The sequence below is a fragment of the Povalibacter sp. genome, from assembly GCF_036520495.1.
GTDB lineage: Bacteria > Pseudomonadota > Gammaproteobacteria > Steroidobacterales > Steroidobacteraceae > Steroidobacter.
The window spans coordinates 106,301-121,763 of record NZ_DATDJO010000028.1 but is presented as its reverse complement, the minus strand read 5'-3'; the positions used below and the strand labels follow the sequence as shown (position 1 = coordinate 121,763).

The window sequence follows — 15,463 nt, the reverse complement described above, 5'->3', positions numbered from 1 at the left end:
TCCATCGCCCCAGCGGTGGCTGTCCAAGTTCTGGAGCTGCCATGAAACACCTGTCCGTTGCACGCTGTCTGACTCTCGGAATCCTGCTGTCGTGGTTCAGCCTGCTGCACGCCGATCCCCAACTCGGCAGCCCGGCCCCGGAATTCAAACTCCAGGACCAGAACGGCAAGTGGCAGCAGCTCAAGGACTACCGCGGCAAATGGGTGGCTCTGTACTTCTACCCGAAAGACCAGACACCCGGCTGCACCACCCAGGCCTGCGAATTCCGCGACAACATTTTCGCCTTTCGGGACGCCGGTGCAGTGATCCTCGGCATCAGCGTCGATGACGTCGAGTCCCACAAGAGATTTGCCGAGAAGCACGGCCTGCCCTTTCCGATTCTCGCCGATCCCACCAAGGCCACCGCGAAGGAATACGGCGTGTTGAAGAAATACTTCGGCACCCTCGAAGCCGCGCGCCGTGACACGTTCCTGATCGATCCGCAGGGACGGGTCGTCAAACGCTACATGGACGTGGATCCGAAAGGACACTCCGAGGTGGTGCTGAAAGATATTAAGGAACTGCAGAAGAAGGCGAGCTAGGAGTGTCTGGCTAACCGGCTAACCGGCCGGAATGATCCGTTCTCTGTTCTGGCCAGTCGGCAGTTAGCCAGTTAGCCGCGCCGCACTCAATGCAGCGCTTTGATCGCCTGATCCAGCCCCGCCAACGTCAGTGGAAACATCCGGTCGTCGACCAGCTCGCGCGTGATCTGCACTGACGGCGTGTATTCCCAGCGCTGCTGCGGCTCTGGGTTCAGCCACACGTGGTGGGGCCAGGTGCTGGTGAGGCGCTTGATCCATACGGAACCGGCTTCCTCGTTCCAGTGCTCGACGCTGCCGCCCGGTTGCACGATTTCGTACGGGCTCATGGTCGCATCGCCGATGAAGATCAGCTTGTAGTCATGACCGTAGGTACGCATGACTTCCATCGTCGATGCCTTTTCGCTGTGGCGGCGATGGTTGTCCTTCCACACTGATTCGTAGACGAAGTTGTGGAAATAGAAGTATTCGAGATGCTTGAACTCGGTGCGCGCCGCTGAGAACAACTCCTCGCATACCTTGATGTGGTCGTCCATCGAGCCGCCGATATCGAGAAACAACAGGATCTTGATCGCGTTGTGGCGCTCGGGAACGAACTTCAGATCGAGCATTCCCGCGTTGCGGGCGGTCGAGGCGATGGTGTCATCGAGATCGAGATGATCGGCGACGCCTTCACGCGCGAACTTGCGTAGCTTGCGCAAGGCCACCTTGATGTTGCGTGTACCCAGTTCGACGTTATCGGCCAGGTTCTGATATTCGCGCTGGTCCCAGACCTTCACGGCGCGGCGGTTGCGCGATTCATCCTGGCCGATGCGAATGCCTTCCGGGTTGTAGCCGTACGCACCGAACGGCGACGTGCCGCGCGTGCCGACCCACTTGTTGCCGCCCTCGTGACGTTCCTTCTGTTCCTCGAGACGCCTCTTCAACGTCTCCATCAGCTTGTCCCAGCCGCCGAGCGCTTCGATCCTGGCCTTCTCCTCGTCGCTCAAAGTGCGTTCGCCCAGCCGACGCAACCAGTCCTCGGGGAGCTGCTTCAGCAATGAATCGAAGACTTCCTCGACTCCCTTGAAGTGCGCGGCGAACGCCCGGTCGAAGCGATCGAAGTGCCGCTCGTCCTTGACCAGGCAGGTGCGCGACAGATAGTAAAAATCCTCGGCGCTCGCATTGGCGAGACGGGCATCCAGCGCCTCCAGCAGCACGAGGAATTCCGTGATCGACACCGGCACGCCGGCGTCGCGGAGCTTGAAAAAGAATGGGATGAGCATGACTGACGACGCAGAGCGGACCGCTACTGCCTTCTGCGATTCAGAAATACCAGCTGTTCGAACAGATGCACATCCTGCTCGTTCTTCAGCAGCGCGCCGTACAGCGGCGGAATCGCCTTCTTCGGATCGTCGCTGCGCAGCACCTCGGGAGGGATGTCTTCCGCGAGCAGCAACTTGATCCAGTCGAGCAGTTCGGACGTCGATGGTTTTTTCTTCAGGCCCGGTGTTTCGCGCAGTCTGAAGAAGGCGCTCAGGGCTTCGGCCAGCAGGTCCTTCTTCAGCGTCGGATAGTGCACCCCGACGATCTGTTCCATCGTTGCTGCATCGGGAAAGCGGATGTAGTGGAAAAAGCAGCGACGCAGAAAGGCGTCCGGCAGCTCCTTCTCGTTGTTGCTGGTGATGATGATGATCGGGCGGTGACGTGCCTTGATCCACTGGCGCGTCTCGTAGACGTAGAATTCCATGCGATCGAGTTCGTGCAGCAGATCGTTGGGGAACTCGATGTCCGCCTTGTCGATCTCATCGACCAGCAGCACGGGCTGCACGTCGCAGTCGAACGCCTCCCACATGCGTCCCTTGACGATGTAGTTGCCGATGTCGTGCACCTTGGCTTCGCCGAGCTGCGAATCGCGCAGACGCGAGACGGCATCGTATTCGTACAGACCCTGCTGCGCCTTGGTCGTGGACTTGATGTGCCAGCGATACAGCGGACGCTGCAGGGATCGCGCGACTTCCTCGGCGAGCTGCGTCTTGCCCGTGCCGGGCTCGCCCTTCACGAGCAGGGGACGACCGAGCGTGACTGCCGCATTCACGGCCATCATCAGATCTTCAGTCGCAACGTAGTTGTCGGTACCGGCGAAACGGGAGGGCATGGAGGCTCCGAAATAAGGCCAACGGGTGATCGGCCGACTGGTCAACTGGCTTACTGGCTAACTGGCCAGAGTCAGTTTGCCAGTTTGCCGGCCGGGCGGCTCGGTTCAGGGCTTCAGGAGCAACGCGTGCTCAGCGTTTCCCGGCAGCAGGGGCAATGGCTCTCCACGAACCCACGCCTCGTGACCCGCACCGTAGAACGGCGACAGTGGATGGTCGACCGGCCCGCCCGGCATCTGGAACAGGCCTTCGGCTTCGCGGCCGGGCGAGACGACCATGCGCTGTGAGGCACCAAAGGCCGGGGCCTGCGCCAGCGGCATCGCAAAATCGCCATGCATGGCCTCGGCGGGCATATCGAGCCAGCGTGCAGCAAAGGGCAAGGCATCCGAGAGCGGATGACGCATCGCGAGCGTGTTCTGCCGACCCCACGTGCACGGATCGGCACAGTCCTTGGCCAGGGCGAGGATCGCGGTGTCGAACGAGGCGAGCAACGCCTCTTCCCAGGTGGCGTAGCGCGGATCGAGCATGTGCGCCGGCCGCTGCGTCACGAGCTGCCAGAGTGCCCCTTCGAACTGCGCCGACGGCTCGAATTTCGTCTGCGGATACTGCAGGCGCGCCTGCGCCGTGAGCGCATCGAAGACTTCCTTGCGCACCTGCTGCCTGAATGCACGCACGATGGGATAGCCCTGATCTGCGGCGCTGGCCCGGCCGCTCCACCGTTCGATGCGGTCGCGCGCCTGCGCGCGCGCGGGCTGATCCGCCAGCGCCTTCTCATCCAGCAATTGCAGCAGCAGATCGCGCCAGCGAGTGAGGAACAGCGCGCGATCGTCGGTCTGGATCCTGGCGAGGTCCGCGGCTGTCGCGTTGGAGAGTGAGAGCAGATCGTCGCGAATCTGTGCGGCGCGGGCACCCAGGTCGTAGCCGCCATCGCCCAGGAAAGTCAGCCAGGTCCCGACATCGATCGTGCGCGTATTGGCGGTCCACAGACGACCGGGCGCTGGATCGATGATGCGTGGATATTCCTCCGGCGCTCGCCAGCCGACCCAGCCGCTGCCGGGCGCCCGCCACGACGCAGGCTGCGTCGAATCGTAGTTGGCACGAATCGGCACCTGTCCCATCAGCGTCCACCCGATGTGACCCTGGTGATCCACGGCCAGAAAATTCTGCACCGGCGCGCCGGAACGGTTGGCTGCCAGCAGTGCCTCCTGCACGGTCGACGCATTTTCGAAGTCGAGCATGCGCACATTGGTGGCGCGCGGATCATGCGCCGTCCACGCCAGCGCCAGCGGCCGCCCCTGCGCATCCTGATTGACGATGGGGCCCCACCGGGTCGTTTTCACATCGAGGCTGACCGGCGCTGCACCACGCACGGCGATGATCTCTGCGCGCTTCGCAAACGCTTCGGCAGTGTCGCCAACGAGGTAGCGATCCGGGTTCGTCGGATCGACCTCGATGATCACCAGGTCGGTCCAGTCACCGTAGCTGTTCGTGAAGCCCCACGCGACCCGACCGTTGCTGCCCACGACGAGAATCGGCAGGCCCGGAAGCGTCACTCCCACCAGATCCCGCGGCGTCTCAGCTCCGCCCTGCGCGCGCATGCGCGCCCGATACCACACATGGGGCAGTCGCAGGCCGAGATGCATGTCGTTCGCCAGCAGCGCCGCGCCGCCGGCTGCGCGAGTCGCATCCACCGCCCAGCTGTTGCTGCCGACCATCGGCTTCTCTGCGAGATCGGTGCCCGACGGCGGGTTCGACAGTGCCGCCTCGCGCGGATCGCCTTCACGCAGATCGAAGATCTCCGGACCGGGAATCGCGGCAACGCGCCACGAACCGCCCGTGACCGGCGCATCCCATTCCGTCCCGAGCGGATTCATGAAATCGAACAGTGCCGGCGGCAATGCCGCGCGCAGCTGCGAGCGTGCGAGTTCTTCGGCGCCGGTCGAGTCGTTGAGACTCAGATACATGGAGAACGCGGTCAGCACGGAATCTTCCGCCAGCCAGGCGCCAGGACGGGTGCGCAACGCGAGGTATTCCCAGGGCCTGGCACGCGCGTTTTCCAGGGCCTGGTTCACGCCCGCGACATAGGCATCGAGGATTTGCCGATCTGCCGCCGGCATCTTCTCGAGGACGCGCTGCGCCACCCTGCGAAATCCATGGATCCGAAAGCGCTTGTCGGTATCGAGCGCAGCCGGGCCCAGCAGTTCGGCCAGTTCGCCCGCGGCGACGCGACGCATCAGGTCCATCTGAAAATATCGATCCTGCGAGTGCGCATACCCGGTGGCATACGCCAGCTCCCGACGTGACGCCGCGGTGATCGTCGGGGTGCCGATGGCGTCCCGCTCGATGACTGCGGTGACACCGGTTCCGGCAACGTCGCCATCCAGCTGCGGCAGGCTGCCGCGGAACATGAGATAGACCGCGATGGCCGCCAGCAGAAGGAGCGCAACGGCGGCGATGACAGCGCGACGCAGCAGGTGCATGTGGATCCTGACCTTCCGGGAACAGCCTGGATTATGCGGCGGATCGCGAACCGGCGATTACCCGCCCCCCTCAGATCCTCACTTCCAGAATCTTCATCGAATTGGTCTTGCCCGAGACCCCCGACAGCTCGCCCTTGGTCAGGATGATGCGATCGCCGGCATCGACCATCTTCTTCTGCAGCATCAGTCGGAAAATATCGCCATAGACCGCCTGCGCATCCGTGTGCGTGATATCGAAGTTCACCGGGTACACGCCCCGATACAGCATGACTCGACGACCGGTCGCTTCATGCCGCGTGAACGCGTAGATGGGAATGTCGGTACGGATGCGCGACATCCACAGCGGTGTCGAGCCCGATTCCGTCAACGCCACGATGGCCTTCACCTTGAGGTGATTGGCGGTGTACATCACCGCCATGGCAATCGCCTCATCCGTCTTCTCGAAGAGCCCGCCCTCGCTGCGATGGCGGATCGGCGAATGCGACGACTCGTATTTCTCGGCGCCGAGAATGACCTGCGCCATCGCCTGCACGGCCTTCACCGGATACTTGCCCACAGCGCTTTCGCCCGAGAGCATCACCGCATCGGTGCCGTCCATCACGGCATTGGCGACGTCCGATACCTCGGCGCGGGTCGGACTCGGATTGTGGATCATCGATTCCATCATCTGCGTCGCGGTGATCACTGCGCGGTTGCGTTTGCGCGTGGCCGAGATGATGTGCTTCTGCAGCCCCGTCAGTTCAGCGTAACCGACCTCCACGCCGAGATCGCCGCGCGCCACCATGACCGCATCGCTCGCCTGGATGATGCGGTCGAGATTCACGATGGCTTCGCTGCGCTCGATTTTCGCGACCAGCTGCCCGTGACCACCCTCGGCGCGCAGCAATCGCCGCGCTTCGTCCATGTCGGAACCGTCCCGCGCAAACGAGACGGCGAGATAGTCGACGCCGAGTTCTGCCGCAAGTTTGATGTCGATCCGGTCCTTGTCGGTCAACGCTCCCGCCGACAGTCCACCACCCTGCTTGTTGATGCCTTTGTTGTCCGAAAGTTCGCCGCCGACGATGACGCGCGTGTCGATACGGGGCCCGTCCACCGCTGTCACCTCCAGCACGATCTGCCCATCGTTGAGCAGCAACACATCCTCCGCCCGAACATCGCGCGGCAAACTCTTGTACGCCACGCCGACGCTGGTGGCAGTTCCAGCCCGTGGATCCAGTGACACGTCCAGCGTGAAGCGCTCGCCTTCGATCAACTGGATCGGCCCCGTGGCAAAGCGCTCGATGCGGATTTTGGGACCCTGCAGGTCGCCGAGGATCGCGATCTGCTTGCCGACCTGCTCGGCCACCTCGCGCACCATCTGTACGCGCTGCGCGTGCGCCTGCGGCTCGCCGTGGGAAAAGTTGATACGCACGACGTCGGCGCCGGCGACCAGGAGGTCCGCCAGGACCTTGGGGTTATCGGTGGCCGGACCGAGCGTAGTCAGGATCTTGGTGCGACGGAGCATGAGGATAGAACCCGCTGGATGAGTCAACAGCGGACAGTCTAATCCGTCCGCGCCGGCGCAATAAGCACGGATTGCAGGATCGACCGATCAGACGCAGCGATATGCACCCGCCGCGGCAGCAACGGACGTCAGCCGGCCGCACGCTCTTCCAGAACAGCAACCGCCGGCAGCGTCTTGCCCTCGAGGAATTCGAGAAAGGCGCCGCCGCCAGTCGAGATATACGAAATATCGTCCTCGACCCGGTATTTTTCGATCGCGGCCAGCGTGTCGCCGCCGCCGGCAATGGAGAACGCCGAACTGCGCGCGACCGCGTGCGCGAGGGTACGCGTGCCTTCGCCGAACTGATCGAACTCGAATACACCCACCGGGCCGTTCCAGACGATGGTGCCCGCATCGGCACATAGCCTGGAGAAGTGCTCGGCCGTGTCGGGGCCGATATCCAGAATCATTTCGTCGGCGCCGACCTGGCTCACTTTCTTTACGTCGGCTTCGGCGTTGGCAGAAAATTCCTTCGCAACGACCACGTCGGTGGGCAACGGAATCTCGACCTTGAGTTCTGCAGAGCGCTTGAGCAGGCCTTTCGCGATGTCCAGCATCTCCGCCTCGACCAGCGACTTGCCGATGGGATGTCCCGCCGCCGCCAGGAACGTATTGGCAATGCCGCCGCCGACGATCAGTTTGTCGACCTTGGACAGCAGCGTCTCGAGCACGGTGAGCTTGGTCGACACCTTGGAACCCGCCACGATCGCCACCAGCGGCCGCTTCGGTTTCTGAAGCGCGGTCTCGAGAGCCACGAGTTCATTCATGAGCAACGGACCAGCGCAGGCGACCTTGGCGAACCTGGCCACGCCGTGAGTGCTGGCCTCGGCGCGATGCGCCGTGCCGAACGCGTCCATCACGTACACATCGCAGAGTGCCGCCATCTTGCGCGACAGGTCTTCCTTGTCCTTTTTCTCGCCCTTGTTGAAGCGGACGTTCTCGAGCAGCACGACTTCGCCAGGCTCGCAGGCAACACCTTCGAGCCAGTCCTTTTCGAACCTGACCTTGTAGCCGAGCAGTTCCGACATGCGCTGCGCCACGGGCGCGAGCGAGAATTCCTGATCGTAGACGCCTTCCTCGGGACGACCGAGATGCGACATGAGCATGACGCGGGCACCCGCCTTCTTCGCCGCCTGAATCGTCGGCAACGAAGCGCGAATGCGCGCATCGCTGGTCACGACGCCTCCCTGCACCGGTACATTGAGATCCTCGCGGATCAGTACGCGCTTGTCGCGCAGGTCGAGATCGGTCATGCGGAGGACGGGCATGGGAGCTCCAGGAAAGGCTGGCTGGCCAACTGGCGGACTGGCCAGCCGGCCAGAGGGAAGAACAACGCTCTGCGAATTCGCTCTGGCCAACTGGCTGGTGAGCCAGTTGGCCAGTCAGCCGATTACTTCGAAATGACGCGAGCCATCTCCAGAACCTTGCTGGAATAACCCCACTCGTTGTCGTACCACGACACGATCTTCACGAAGGTGCCGTCGAGCGCGATGCCAGCCTCCGCATCGAAAATCGAGGTCCGTGCGTCACCGCGGAAATCGGTGGAGACCACTTTCTCGTCGGTGTAGCCGAGCACACCCTTCATCGCGCCTTCGGACGCGGCCTTCATGGCAGCGCAGATCTGCTCGTAGGTCGTGTCGTTCTTCAACTCCACCGTCAGATCCACTACCGAGACATCCGAGGTCGGGACGCGGAACGACATGCCGGTCAGTTTCTTGTTCAATTCCGGGATCACGACGCCAACGGCTTTCGCTGCGCCGGTCGACGACGGAATGATGTTCTCCAGAATGCCGCGACCGCCGCGCCAGTCTTTGTTCGACGGACCGTCGACGGTCTTTTGCGTCGCCGTCGTGGCGTGCACCGTCGTCATCAGGCCGCGCTTGATGCCGAAGCTGTCGTTCAACACTTTGGCGATCGGCGCCAGGCAATTGGTCGTACACGACGCGTTGGAAATGATCGCCTGGCCGGCGTAGGTCTTGTCGTTCACACCAAACACGAACATCGGCGTGTCGTCCTTCGAGGGCGCCGACATGATCACTTTCCTGGCGCCGGCGCTGATGTGCTTCTGCGCGGTCTCTTTCGTGAGGAACAACCCCGTCGATTCGACGACGATATCGGCGTCCACGTCGCCCCACTTCAATTCAGCCGGATCTTTGATGGCGGTGAGACGGATCTTCTTGCCGTTCACGACCAACGTGTTGCCGTCGACCGCCACCGTGCCCTTGAACTGACCGTGCACGGAATCGTACTTCAGCATGTAGGCGAGATAGTCCGGCTCGAGCAGATCGTTGATGCCGACGATCTCGACGTCCGGAAAATTCTGCGTGGCCGCACGAAATACCATGCGCCCGATGCGGCCGAACCCGTTGATACCGACTTTGATGGGCATATTCGTTCCTCTCCAGGAAGGCACTAGGCGCTAGGCGCTCGAGCGCTAGCCGGAAACGATTCCGCTACCTTCCGTACTCTGGACTAGCACCTAGGGCCTAGAGCCTAGGGCCTTATTTTTCACTCAGTACCCGCTCCACGGTCGCGACGACATTGTCCACCGTGAAACCGAAATGCTTGAACAGATCCTTGCCGACGCCGGAGGCGCCGAAGCTGTGCATGGCGACGACGTCACCGTGCGAACCGACGTAGCGCCACCAGGTGTCGGGAGCGGCGGCCTCGACGGCCACCCGCTTATCCACCGCACGTGGCAACACCTGTTCGCGATAGGCAGCATCCTGCGAATCGAACACGTTGTTGCTGGGCATCGAAACCACGCGGATGCGGCGACCTTTTTGCTGCAGTGCCTGAGCGGCGTCCATCGCCAGGCCGACCTCCGAGCCGGTCGCGATCAGGATCGCCTCAGGCGTTCCTTCGCAATCCTTCAGCACGTAGCCGCCGCGGCGCACGGCTTCGATCTGCGCGGCTGTGCGGGTCTGCGCCGGCAGGCCCTGGCGCGTCAACGCCAGCACTGACGGACCATTGCGACGTTCGATTGCATCTGCCCAGGCAACGGCCGTTTCCAGCGTGTCGCAGGGGCGCCAGACCGTCATGTTCGGGATGATGCGCAGGCTTGGCAGATGTTCGACGGGTTGATGGGTCGGACCGTCTTCACCCAGGCCGATCGAGTCATGCGTCATCACGTAAATGACGCGCTGCTTCATGAGGGCAGACATGCGCATGCCGTTGCGCGCGTAATCAGAGAACACCAGGAACGTGCCGCCGTAGGGAATTTCACCGCCGTGCAGCGCGATGCCATTCATGATGGCCGCCATGCCGAACTCACGAACGCCGTAGTGCAGGTAGTTGCCGGAGGCATCGTCGCCGGTAAGAGACTTCGAATCCTTGCGATTCGTGTTGTTCGAGCCGGTGAGGTCCGCAGAACCGCCGAACAACTCCGGCACCGTCGGGCCGTACGCGTTCAATGTCTGCTGCGAAGACTGTCGCGTTGCCAGGTTGCCGCCGGCCTTGTCCACCTGCGCGACGTAGCTACGCACGAGCTCGGGCCACGCGGCGGGCAGATCGCCCTTCATACGACGATCGAATTCGGCGGCGAGCTCAGGAAACTGCGTGGCATAGACCTGGTAGCGAGCCTGCCAGCCGGCCTCGGCCTTCTTCCCACGTTCGCGGGCATCCCAACCCTGACGGACTTCTTCAGGAATGACGAAGGGTTCTGCCGTCCAGCCAATATGCTTGCGGGTGGCGGCCACTTCATCCGGACCCAGTGCGGCACCGTGGGTCGCCTCCGTCCCCTGCTTGTTGGGAGCACCCCAGCCAATCACTGTCTTGCAGCAGATCAGGCTCGGCCGATCGGTCACGGCCGTGGAGGCGGCAATGGCCGCCTCGATCGCCTGCGGATCATGGCCGTCGACGTTCGGCACGACGTGCCAGCCGTAGGCTTCGAAGCGCTTCGGCGTATCGTCGGTGAACCAGCCATGGACTTCGCCGTCGATGGAAATGCCATTGTCGTCGTAGAAGGCTATCAGCTTGCCGAGCTTGAGCGTGCCGGCGAGCGAGCACGCCTCGTGCGAAACGCCTTCCATGAGGCAGCCGTCACCGAGAAATACCCAGGTGCGGTGATCGACGATCTCGTGTCCCGGCCGGTTGAACCTGGCTGCCAGCATCTTCTCCGCCAGCGCCATGCCAACGGCGTTCGCGAGACCCTGGCCCAGCGGACCGGTCGTGGTTTCGATGCCGAGGTGTGCATCGTGTTCCGGATGCCCTGCCGTGTGCGACCCCAACTGGCGGAAAGCCTTGAGGTCGTCGATCGTCAATGGATAGCCGGTCAGGTGCAGCAGTGAATACAGCAGCATCGATCCGTGGCCATTGGAGACGACGAAACGATCGCGATCGGACCACTGCGGATTGCCGGGATTGTGCTTGAGGTGGTCGTTCCACAAGACTTCGGCAATGTCGGCCATGCCCATCGGCATGCCCGGATGGCCGGAATTGGCTTTCTGAACAGCGTCCATCGACAGTGCCCGGATTGCATTGGCAAGTTGCCTGCGCTGCGATGTCATCGACCAAACCCCTCAAGGAATCCAAGCTTTCAAGAGCCGCGCATTCTGGACCAAGGGGGCGTCAGCAGCAATGGAACTTGACGATGGATCGCGACCATTCAGCGGCACAGATTCGGGAAACCCTTGCGAGCGGCGCAGCGTATCTCCGTCCGCCCTGTCGGCGGGGCACTAGCCTGGGCCGGCCCGGGGAACCCCTCTGAGCACACCCTGTCGGAACAGTACGCACGGTCGCGTTCGCAGTGGCGAGGCAACCGGATCCGGATTGGCAATGAGACGGACCGCAAAAAATCCGGCGATGGGCAGGAAAGCGGTCGGGCGATTAGAGATCGATCACCTTTTGCGATCGCACCGCATTGTTAGGATTCGCACGCAATCGGAGGGCCCGATGATTATGTCGAGCGCGAGCAACGCACGACATTGACGAGCCGCCTTCCGCACCACGACCAAGGGCACTGATGAAGTCGTTTCGCCTCATTCATTTCACGGACACGCATCTGACAGGCGACGCATCCGCGACCATTCGCGGAGTGTCGAGCTTGCCGGCGCTGCGTGCCGTCGTCGCGGACGCGCAGCATCGTTGCCATCGTCCGGATGGCCTGCTGCTGACGGGCGATCTGGTGCAGGACGATCCAGCAGGATATGCACTGATCCGCCAGGTGTTCGGCACCTCGACCGTGCCGGTCCTGTGTCTCGCCGGCAATCACGACCTGCCCGACCACATGCGCGCCACATTGCGCGAAGCACCTTTCCAGGTCGGCGGCGAAGCGGAGTTCGGCCGCTGGCTCGTCGTCCTGCTGGATACGTGGGTCGACCACAGCGCCGTCGGTCGCATTGGCGAAGTGCAGCTCGCACGGCTGCGCAAGACACTGCTCGAGCATCGCAATCATCATGTGCTCGTGTGCCTGCATCACCATCCCATCCGGATGCGTAGCGAATGGCTCGATCAGGTCGGCCTCGAAGACGCAGACGAATTCCTGGCGATCGTGCGTACGCACTCGAATGTGCGCGGCGTGCTCTGGGGGCACGTCCATCAGTCCCTCGATAGTTTCGTCTCCGGCGTGCGCTTCATGGCGAGCCCGGCCACGTGCGCCCAGTTCCTGCCTCACAGCGATGAATTCGCCATCGACGATCGCCCGCCGGGCTATCGGGTGCTGGAGCTGCTGCCGGACGGCACTATCGCCACCGAAGTGATCTGGCTGGAACGGTACGCGCAGCGCGGCTTCGCCGCGCTTCAGGCTGTAGGCCCTAGGCTGTAGGCTGTCGCCAGAGGGGTCGCACATCCGCGATCAAGTCATCGCACCACACTCAATGCGCAAGCTCACTAAGTTCGCGGCTTGGATCCTTCTAGGATCGATCTACGGCCTACAGCCTGCAGCCTACAGCCAGTCGACGCCTCCCGCGTCGACTCTCTGGTCGGTGCAGGGCAAGACCAACACCGTTTACCTGCTGGGATCAGTCCACTTCCTCAAGCCCTCCGATGAGTTGCCGCAGGCGATCGACGCCGCGTACCGCGATGCCGAACGGATCGTGATGGAAATCGACATGGACGATCTCGATGCAGGGGCCGCCCAACAGGCGACGATGGAACTGGGTTTGCTGCCTGACAACACGACGCTTGAGTCCGAGCTGGGCTCCGCCGCGTACGAGCAGGTCGCGAAACAGGCGCGGATCATCGGCATCGACCCGGCGCTGCTCAATCGCTTCCGGCCCTGGCTCGCCGCCATGACCCTGGTGCAGCTGCAGCTCATGAAGCAGGGGCTGGACCCCCAGTCAGGCGTCGAGCAACGGCTTACTGCACGGGCAGTCGCCGATAAAAAGGAAATCACCGGCCTCGAAACCATGCGGCAGCAATTGGAAATGCTGGCCGGATTGCCGCCGGTGCAGCAACGCGAGTTCCTCATGTACAGCGTCGAGGACGCGGAACGCGCTGCGGAGGAGATCGATGAGCTGATCAGCGCATGGCGCCATGGCGATACCGCCGCGCTCGCACGTCTTCTGGAAGAGGGCTTCGACCAGTATCCGGATCTGTATCGTCCGCTGACCGTCGATCGCAACAAGCAATGGCTGAAGCCGATCGAAGCACTATTGACGTCGCAGGACGACTACCTGGTCGTCGTCGGCGCGTTGCACCTGGTCGGCAAGGACAGCGTCATCGACCTGCTCGAAGGCCGGGGACACAAAGTCACCCAGCACTGATGGCTCAGGCCGAGGCGCCCCTGAGCGCGGCGCCGAGCACAAAGCCCAGAAAAACGGCAAGCATACAAACGACCAGGGACAGCGCCACGTTGAGGGCAGCACCAGCCAACCTGCCGTCTCGCATCAGCATCAGCGTCTGCAAGCTGAACGCAGAAAAAGTCGTGAAGCCGCCCATCACCCCGACCATCAGGAAATCGCGCGCCAGCTGAGCGGTCTGCGAATTCCTGAATAGAGTGAAGGCGGCGATCAGACCGATCAGAAACGATCCGATCCCATTGACCAGCAGCGTCCCCCACGGCATCGCCGTGCCCCAACGGCTCGCGACAGCCAGACCGCACCAATGCCTCGCGACGCCCCCCAGGGCGCTGCCGATGGCAATGGCCAGCCAGTTCACGTCATTGCCCCGCGGGGAAAACCTGAACCAGGGAAACGATCCAGGGCGCGTTCATTCAGACCTCGACCATCTCGAAATCTTCTTTGCCGGCGCCGCAATCCGGGCAGCGCCACGACAGGGGCACATCATCCCAGCGTGTACCGGGGGCGATGCCGGAGATGGGGTCGCCCTTCTCCTCTTCGTAGACATAGCCGCAGATCACGCACATGTAAGCTTTCATCAACAATCACGCCGGGAAGTTAGGAGAAGGCGGCGATTATAGGGAAATGACCTCGCCGCCGGGTCGAAAAGCGCGTTTATCTCCCCTTCCCCGCGCGACCCTCTTACTATCGCGCCCCTGATCCCGCGGAGTTCCAGCCTTGACCCTCTTTACCGATGCCTCGCAGTACATCCCCGGCGGCGTGAATTCGCCCGTCCGCGCGTTCCGTTCCGTCGGCGGAGATCCGATCTTCATCGAGCGGGCCAAGGGACCGCACGTGTTCTCTGAGGAAGGACGGCAGTATCTCGATTACGTCGGCTCGTGGGGTCCGATGATCCTCGGCCACGCGCATCCCGACGTCATCCGTACCGTGCAGGAGCGCGCGGCGCTCGGACTCTCGTTCGGCGCGCCGACGCAGATCGAAACCCGGCTGGCCCGCAAAGTCTGCGAACTCATGCCCTCGATCGAACTGGTGCGCATGGTCAGCTCGGGAACCGAAGCGACCATGAGCGCGATACGCCTCGCACGTGGCTTCACCGGACGCAGCAAGATCGTGAAGTTCGAGGGTTGCTACCACGGTCACTCGGATTCGCTGCTGGTGAAAGCAGGTTCCGGCGCGCTGACCCTGGGCGTGCCCACCTCACCCGGAGTACCGCCCGAATTGGCAGCGCAAACGATCACGCTCGCCTACAACGACATCGCGCAGGTGCAGCAGACCTTCGCCGACATGGGCCGCGAAATCGCCTGCATCATCGTGGAACCGATTGCCGGCAATATGAACTGCGTGCTGCCCGTTCCAGGATTTCTCGAAGCACTGCGTGCCGCCTGCGATCGCTATGACAGCGTGCTGATCTTCGATGAAGTTATGACCGGCTTTCGTGTGGCGCTCGGCGGAGCACAGGCGCTGTACGGCATCAAACCGGACCTGACGACGCTCGGCAAGATCGTCGGCGGAGGCATGCCGGTCGGCGCCTTCGGCGGCCGACGCGACATCATGGAAAAGATCGCGCCGCTCGGCCCCGTCTATCAGGCGGGTACGTTGTCAGGCAATCCGGTCGCCATGGCCGCGGGGCTCGCAACACTGGAAGCTATCAGCGCACCGGGCTTCCACGCCGATCTGGGCGAGCGCACCAACCAGCTCATCGAAGGTCTGGATCGCGCTGCCCGCGCAGCCAACATCCCTCTCAGCACCAACCATGTCTGCGGCATGTTCGGCCTGTTCTTCACCGACAAGTCGCCGGTGCGCTACTTCCGCGAAGTCATGGACTGCAACGTCGAGCGCTTCAAGCAGTTCTTCCATGCGATGCTGGACGAAGGCGTCTATCTCGCGCCCTCGGCATTCGAAGCGGGATTCGTATCGGCGGCGCATTCGGCCGCCGACATCGAGCAGACGATCGCAGCAGCGAAACGCGCGCTGGCGAAAATCTGAT

Annotated in this window: 13 protein-coding genes; 4 read left to right on the top strand and 9 right to left on the bottom strand. The window is 62.7% G+C overall.

Annotated features, from left to right (window positions below):
* Positions 1 to 41 precede the first annotated feature (41 nt).
* Complete coding sequence (locus VIZ63_RS10630) at positions 42 to 581, top strand: peroxiredoxin (protein ID WP_331609572.1); 540 nt, start codon at positions 42 to 44, stop codon at positions 579 to 581.
* Between the two features lie 86 nt (positions 582 to 667).
* Here VIZ63_RS10630 and VIZ63_RS10625 read toward each other — a convergent pair whose 3' ends face one another.
* From VIZ63_RS10625 to tkt, 7 genes are all read right to left on the bottom strand, one after another.
* The gene (locus VIZ63_RS10625; RefSeq protein ID WP_331609571.1) at positions 668 to 1,843 is read right to left on the bottom strand and encodes a VWA domain-containing protein; all 1,176 of its coding nucleotides are present in this window, start codon (positions 1,841 to 1,843) and stop codon (positions 668 to 670) included.
* Positions 1,844 to 1,866: 23 nt separating this feature from the next.
* Entirely contained in the window at positions 1,867 to 2,715 is an 849-nt protein-coding gene (locus VIZ63_RS10620; protein WP_331609570.1) for a MoxR family ATPase, read from the bottom strand.
* A 105-nt stretch (positions 2,716 to 2,820) separates the two neighbouring features.
* Entirely contained in the window at positions 2,821 to 5,193 is a 2,373-nt protein-coding gene (locus tag VIZ63_RS10615) for a penicillin acylase family protein (RefSeq protein ID WP_331609569.1), read from the bottom strand.
* A gap of 70 nt (positions 5,194 to 5,263) precedes the next feature.
* A complete protein-coding gene (pyk, locus tag VIZ63_RS10610; protein WP_331609568.1) occupies positions 5,264 to 6,697 on the bottom strand; it encodes a pyruvate kinase in 1,434 nt (477 codons plus the stop codon).
* 128 nt (positions 6,698 to 6,825) lie between these two features.
* On the bottom strand, positions 6,826 to 8,004 hold the full coding sequence (locus VIZ63_RS10605) for a phosphoglycerate kinase (RefSeq protein ID WP_331609567.1): 1,179 nt from the start codon (positions 8,002 to 8,004) through the stop codon (positions 6,826 to 6,828).
* Between the two features lie 122 nt (positions 8,005 to 8,126).
* On the bottom strand, positions 8,127 to 9,125 hold the full coding sequence (gap, locus tag VIZ63_RS10600; protein ID WP_331609566.1) for a type I glyceraldehyde-3-phosphate dehydrogenase: 999 nt from the start codon (positions 9,123 to 9,125) through the stop codon (positions 8,127 to 8,129).
* Positions 9,126 to 9,237: 112 nt separating this feature from the next.
* Complete coding sequence (gene tkt / locus VIZ63_RS10595) at positions 9,238 to 11,244, bottom strand: transketolase (RefSeq protein WP_331609565.1); 2,007 nt, start codon at positions 11,242 to 11,244, stop codon at positions 9,238 to 9,240.
* 455 nt (positions 11,245 to 11,699) lie between these two features.
* Here tkt and VIZ63_RS10590 point away from each other — a divergent pair, with 455 nt between their 5' ends.
* A complete protein-coding gene (locus tag VIZ63_RS10590) occupies positions 11,700 to 12,500 on the top strand; it encodes a metallophosphoesterase (RefSeq protein WP_331609563.1) in 801 nt (266 codons plus the stop codon).
* Between the two features lie 52 nt (positions 12,501 to 12,552).
* The gene (locus tag VIZ63_RS10585) at positions 12,553 to 13,440 is read left to right on the top strand and encodes a TraB/GumN family protein (RefSeq protein WP_331609562.1); all 888 of its coding nucleotides are present in this window, start codon (positions 12,553 to 12,555) and stop codon (positions 13,438 to 13,440) included.
* A 4-nt stretch (positions 13,441 to 13,444) separates the two neighbouring features.
* On the opposite strand, the gene crcB is transcribed toward VIZ63_RS10585, so the two are convergent.
* The gene (crcB, locus tag VIZ63_RS10580) at positions 13,445 to 13,834 is read right to left on the bottom strand and encodes a fluoride efflux transporter CrcB (RefSeq protein WP_331609561.1); all 390 of its coding nucleotides are present in this window, start codon (positions 13,832 to 13,834) and stop codon (positions 13,445 to 13,447) included.
* A 55-nt stretch (positions 13,835 to 13,889) separates the two neighbouring features.
* The gene (locus VIZ63_RS10575; protein ID WP_324316787.1) at positions 13,890 to 14,054 is read right to left on the bottom strand and encodes a rubredoxin; all 165 of its coding nucleotides are present in this window, start codon (positions 14,052 to 14,054) and stop codon (positions 13,890 to 13,892) included.
* 139 nt (positions 14,055 to 14,193) lie between these two features.
* Between VIZ63_RS10575 and hemL the strand changes: the two genes are divergently transcribed.
* Complete coding sequence (gene hemL / locus VIZ63_RS10570; protein ID WP_331609560.1) at positions 14,194 to 15,462, top strand: glutamate-1-semialdehyde 2,1-aminomutase; 1,269 nt, start codon at positions 14,194 to 14,196, stop codon at positions 15,460 to 15,462.
* Position 15,463: the final 1 nt, after the last annotated feature.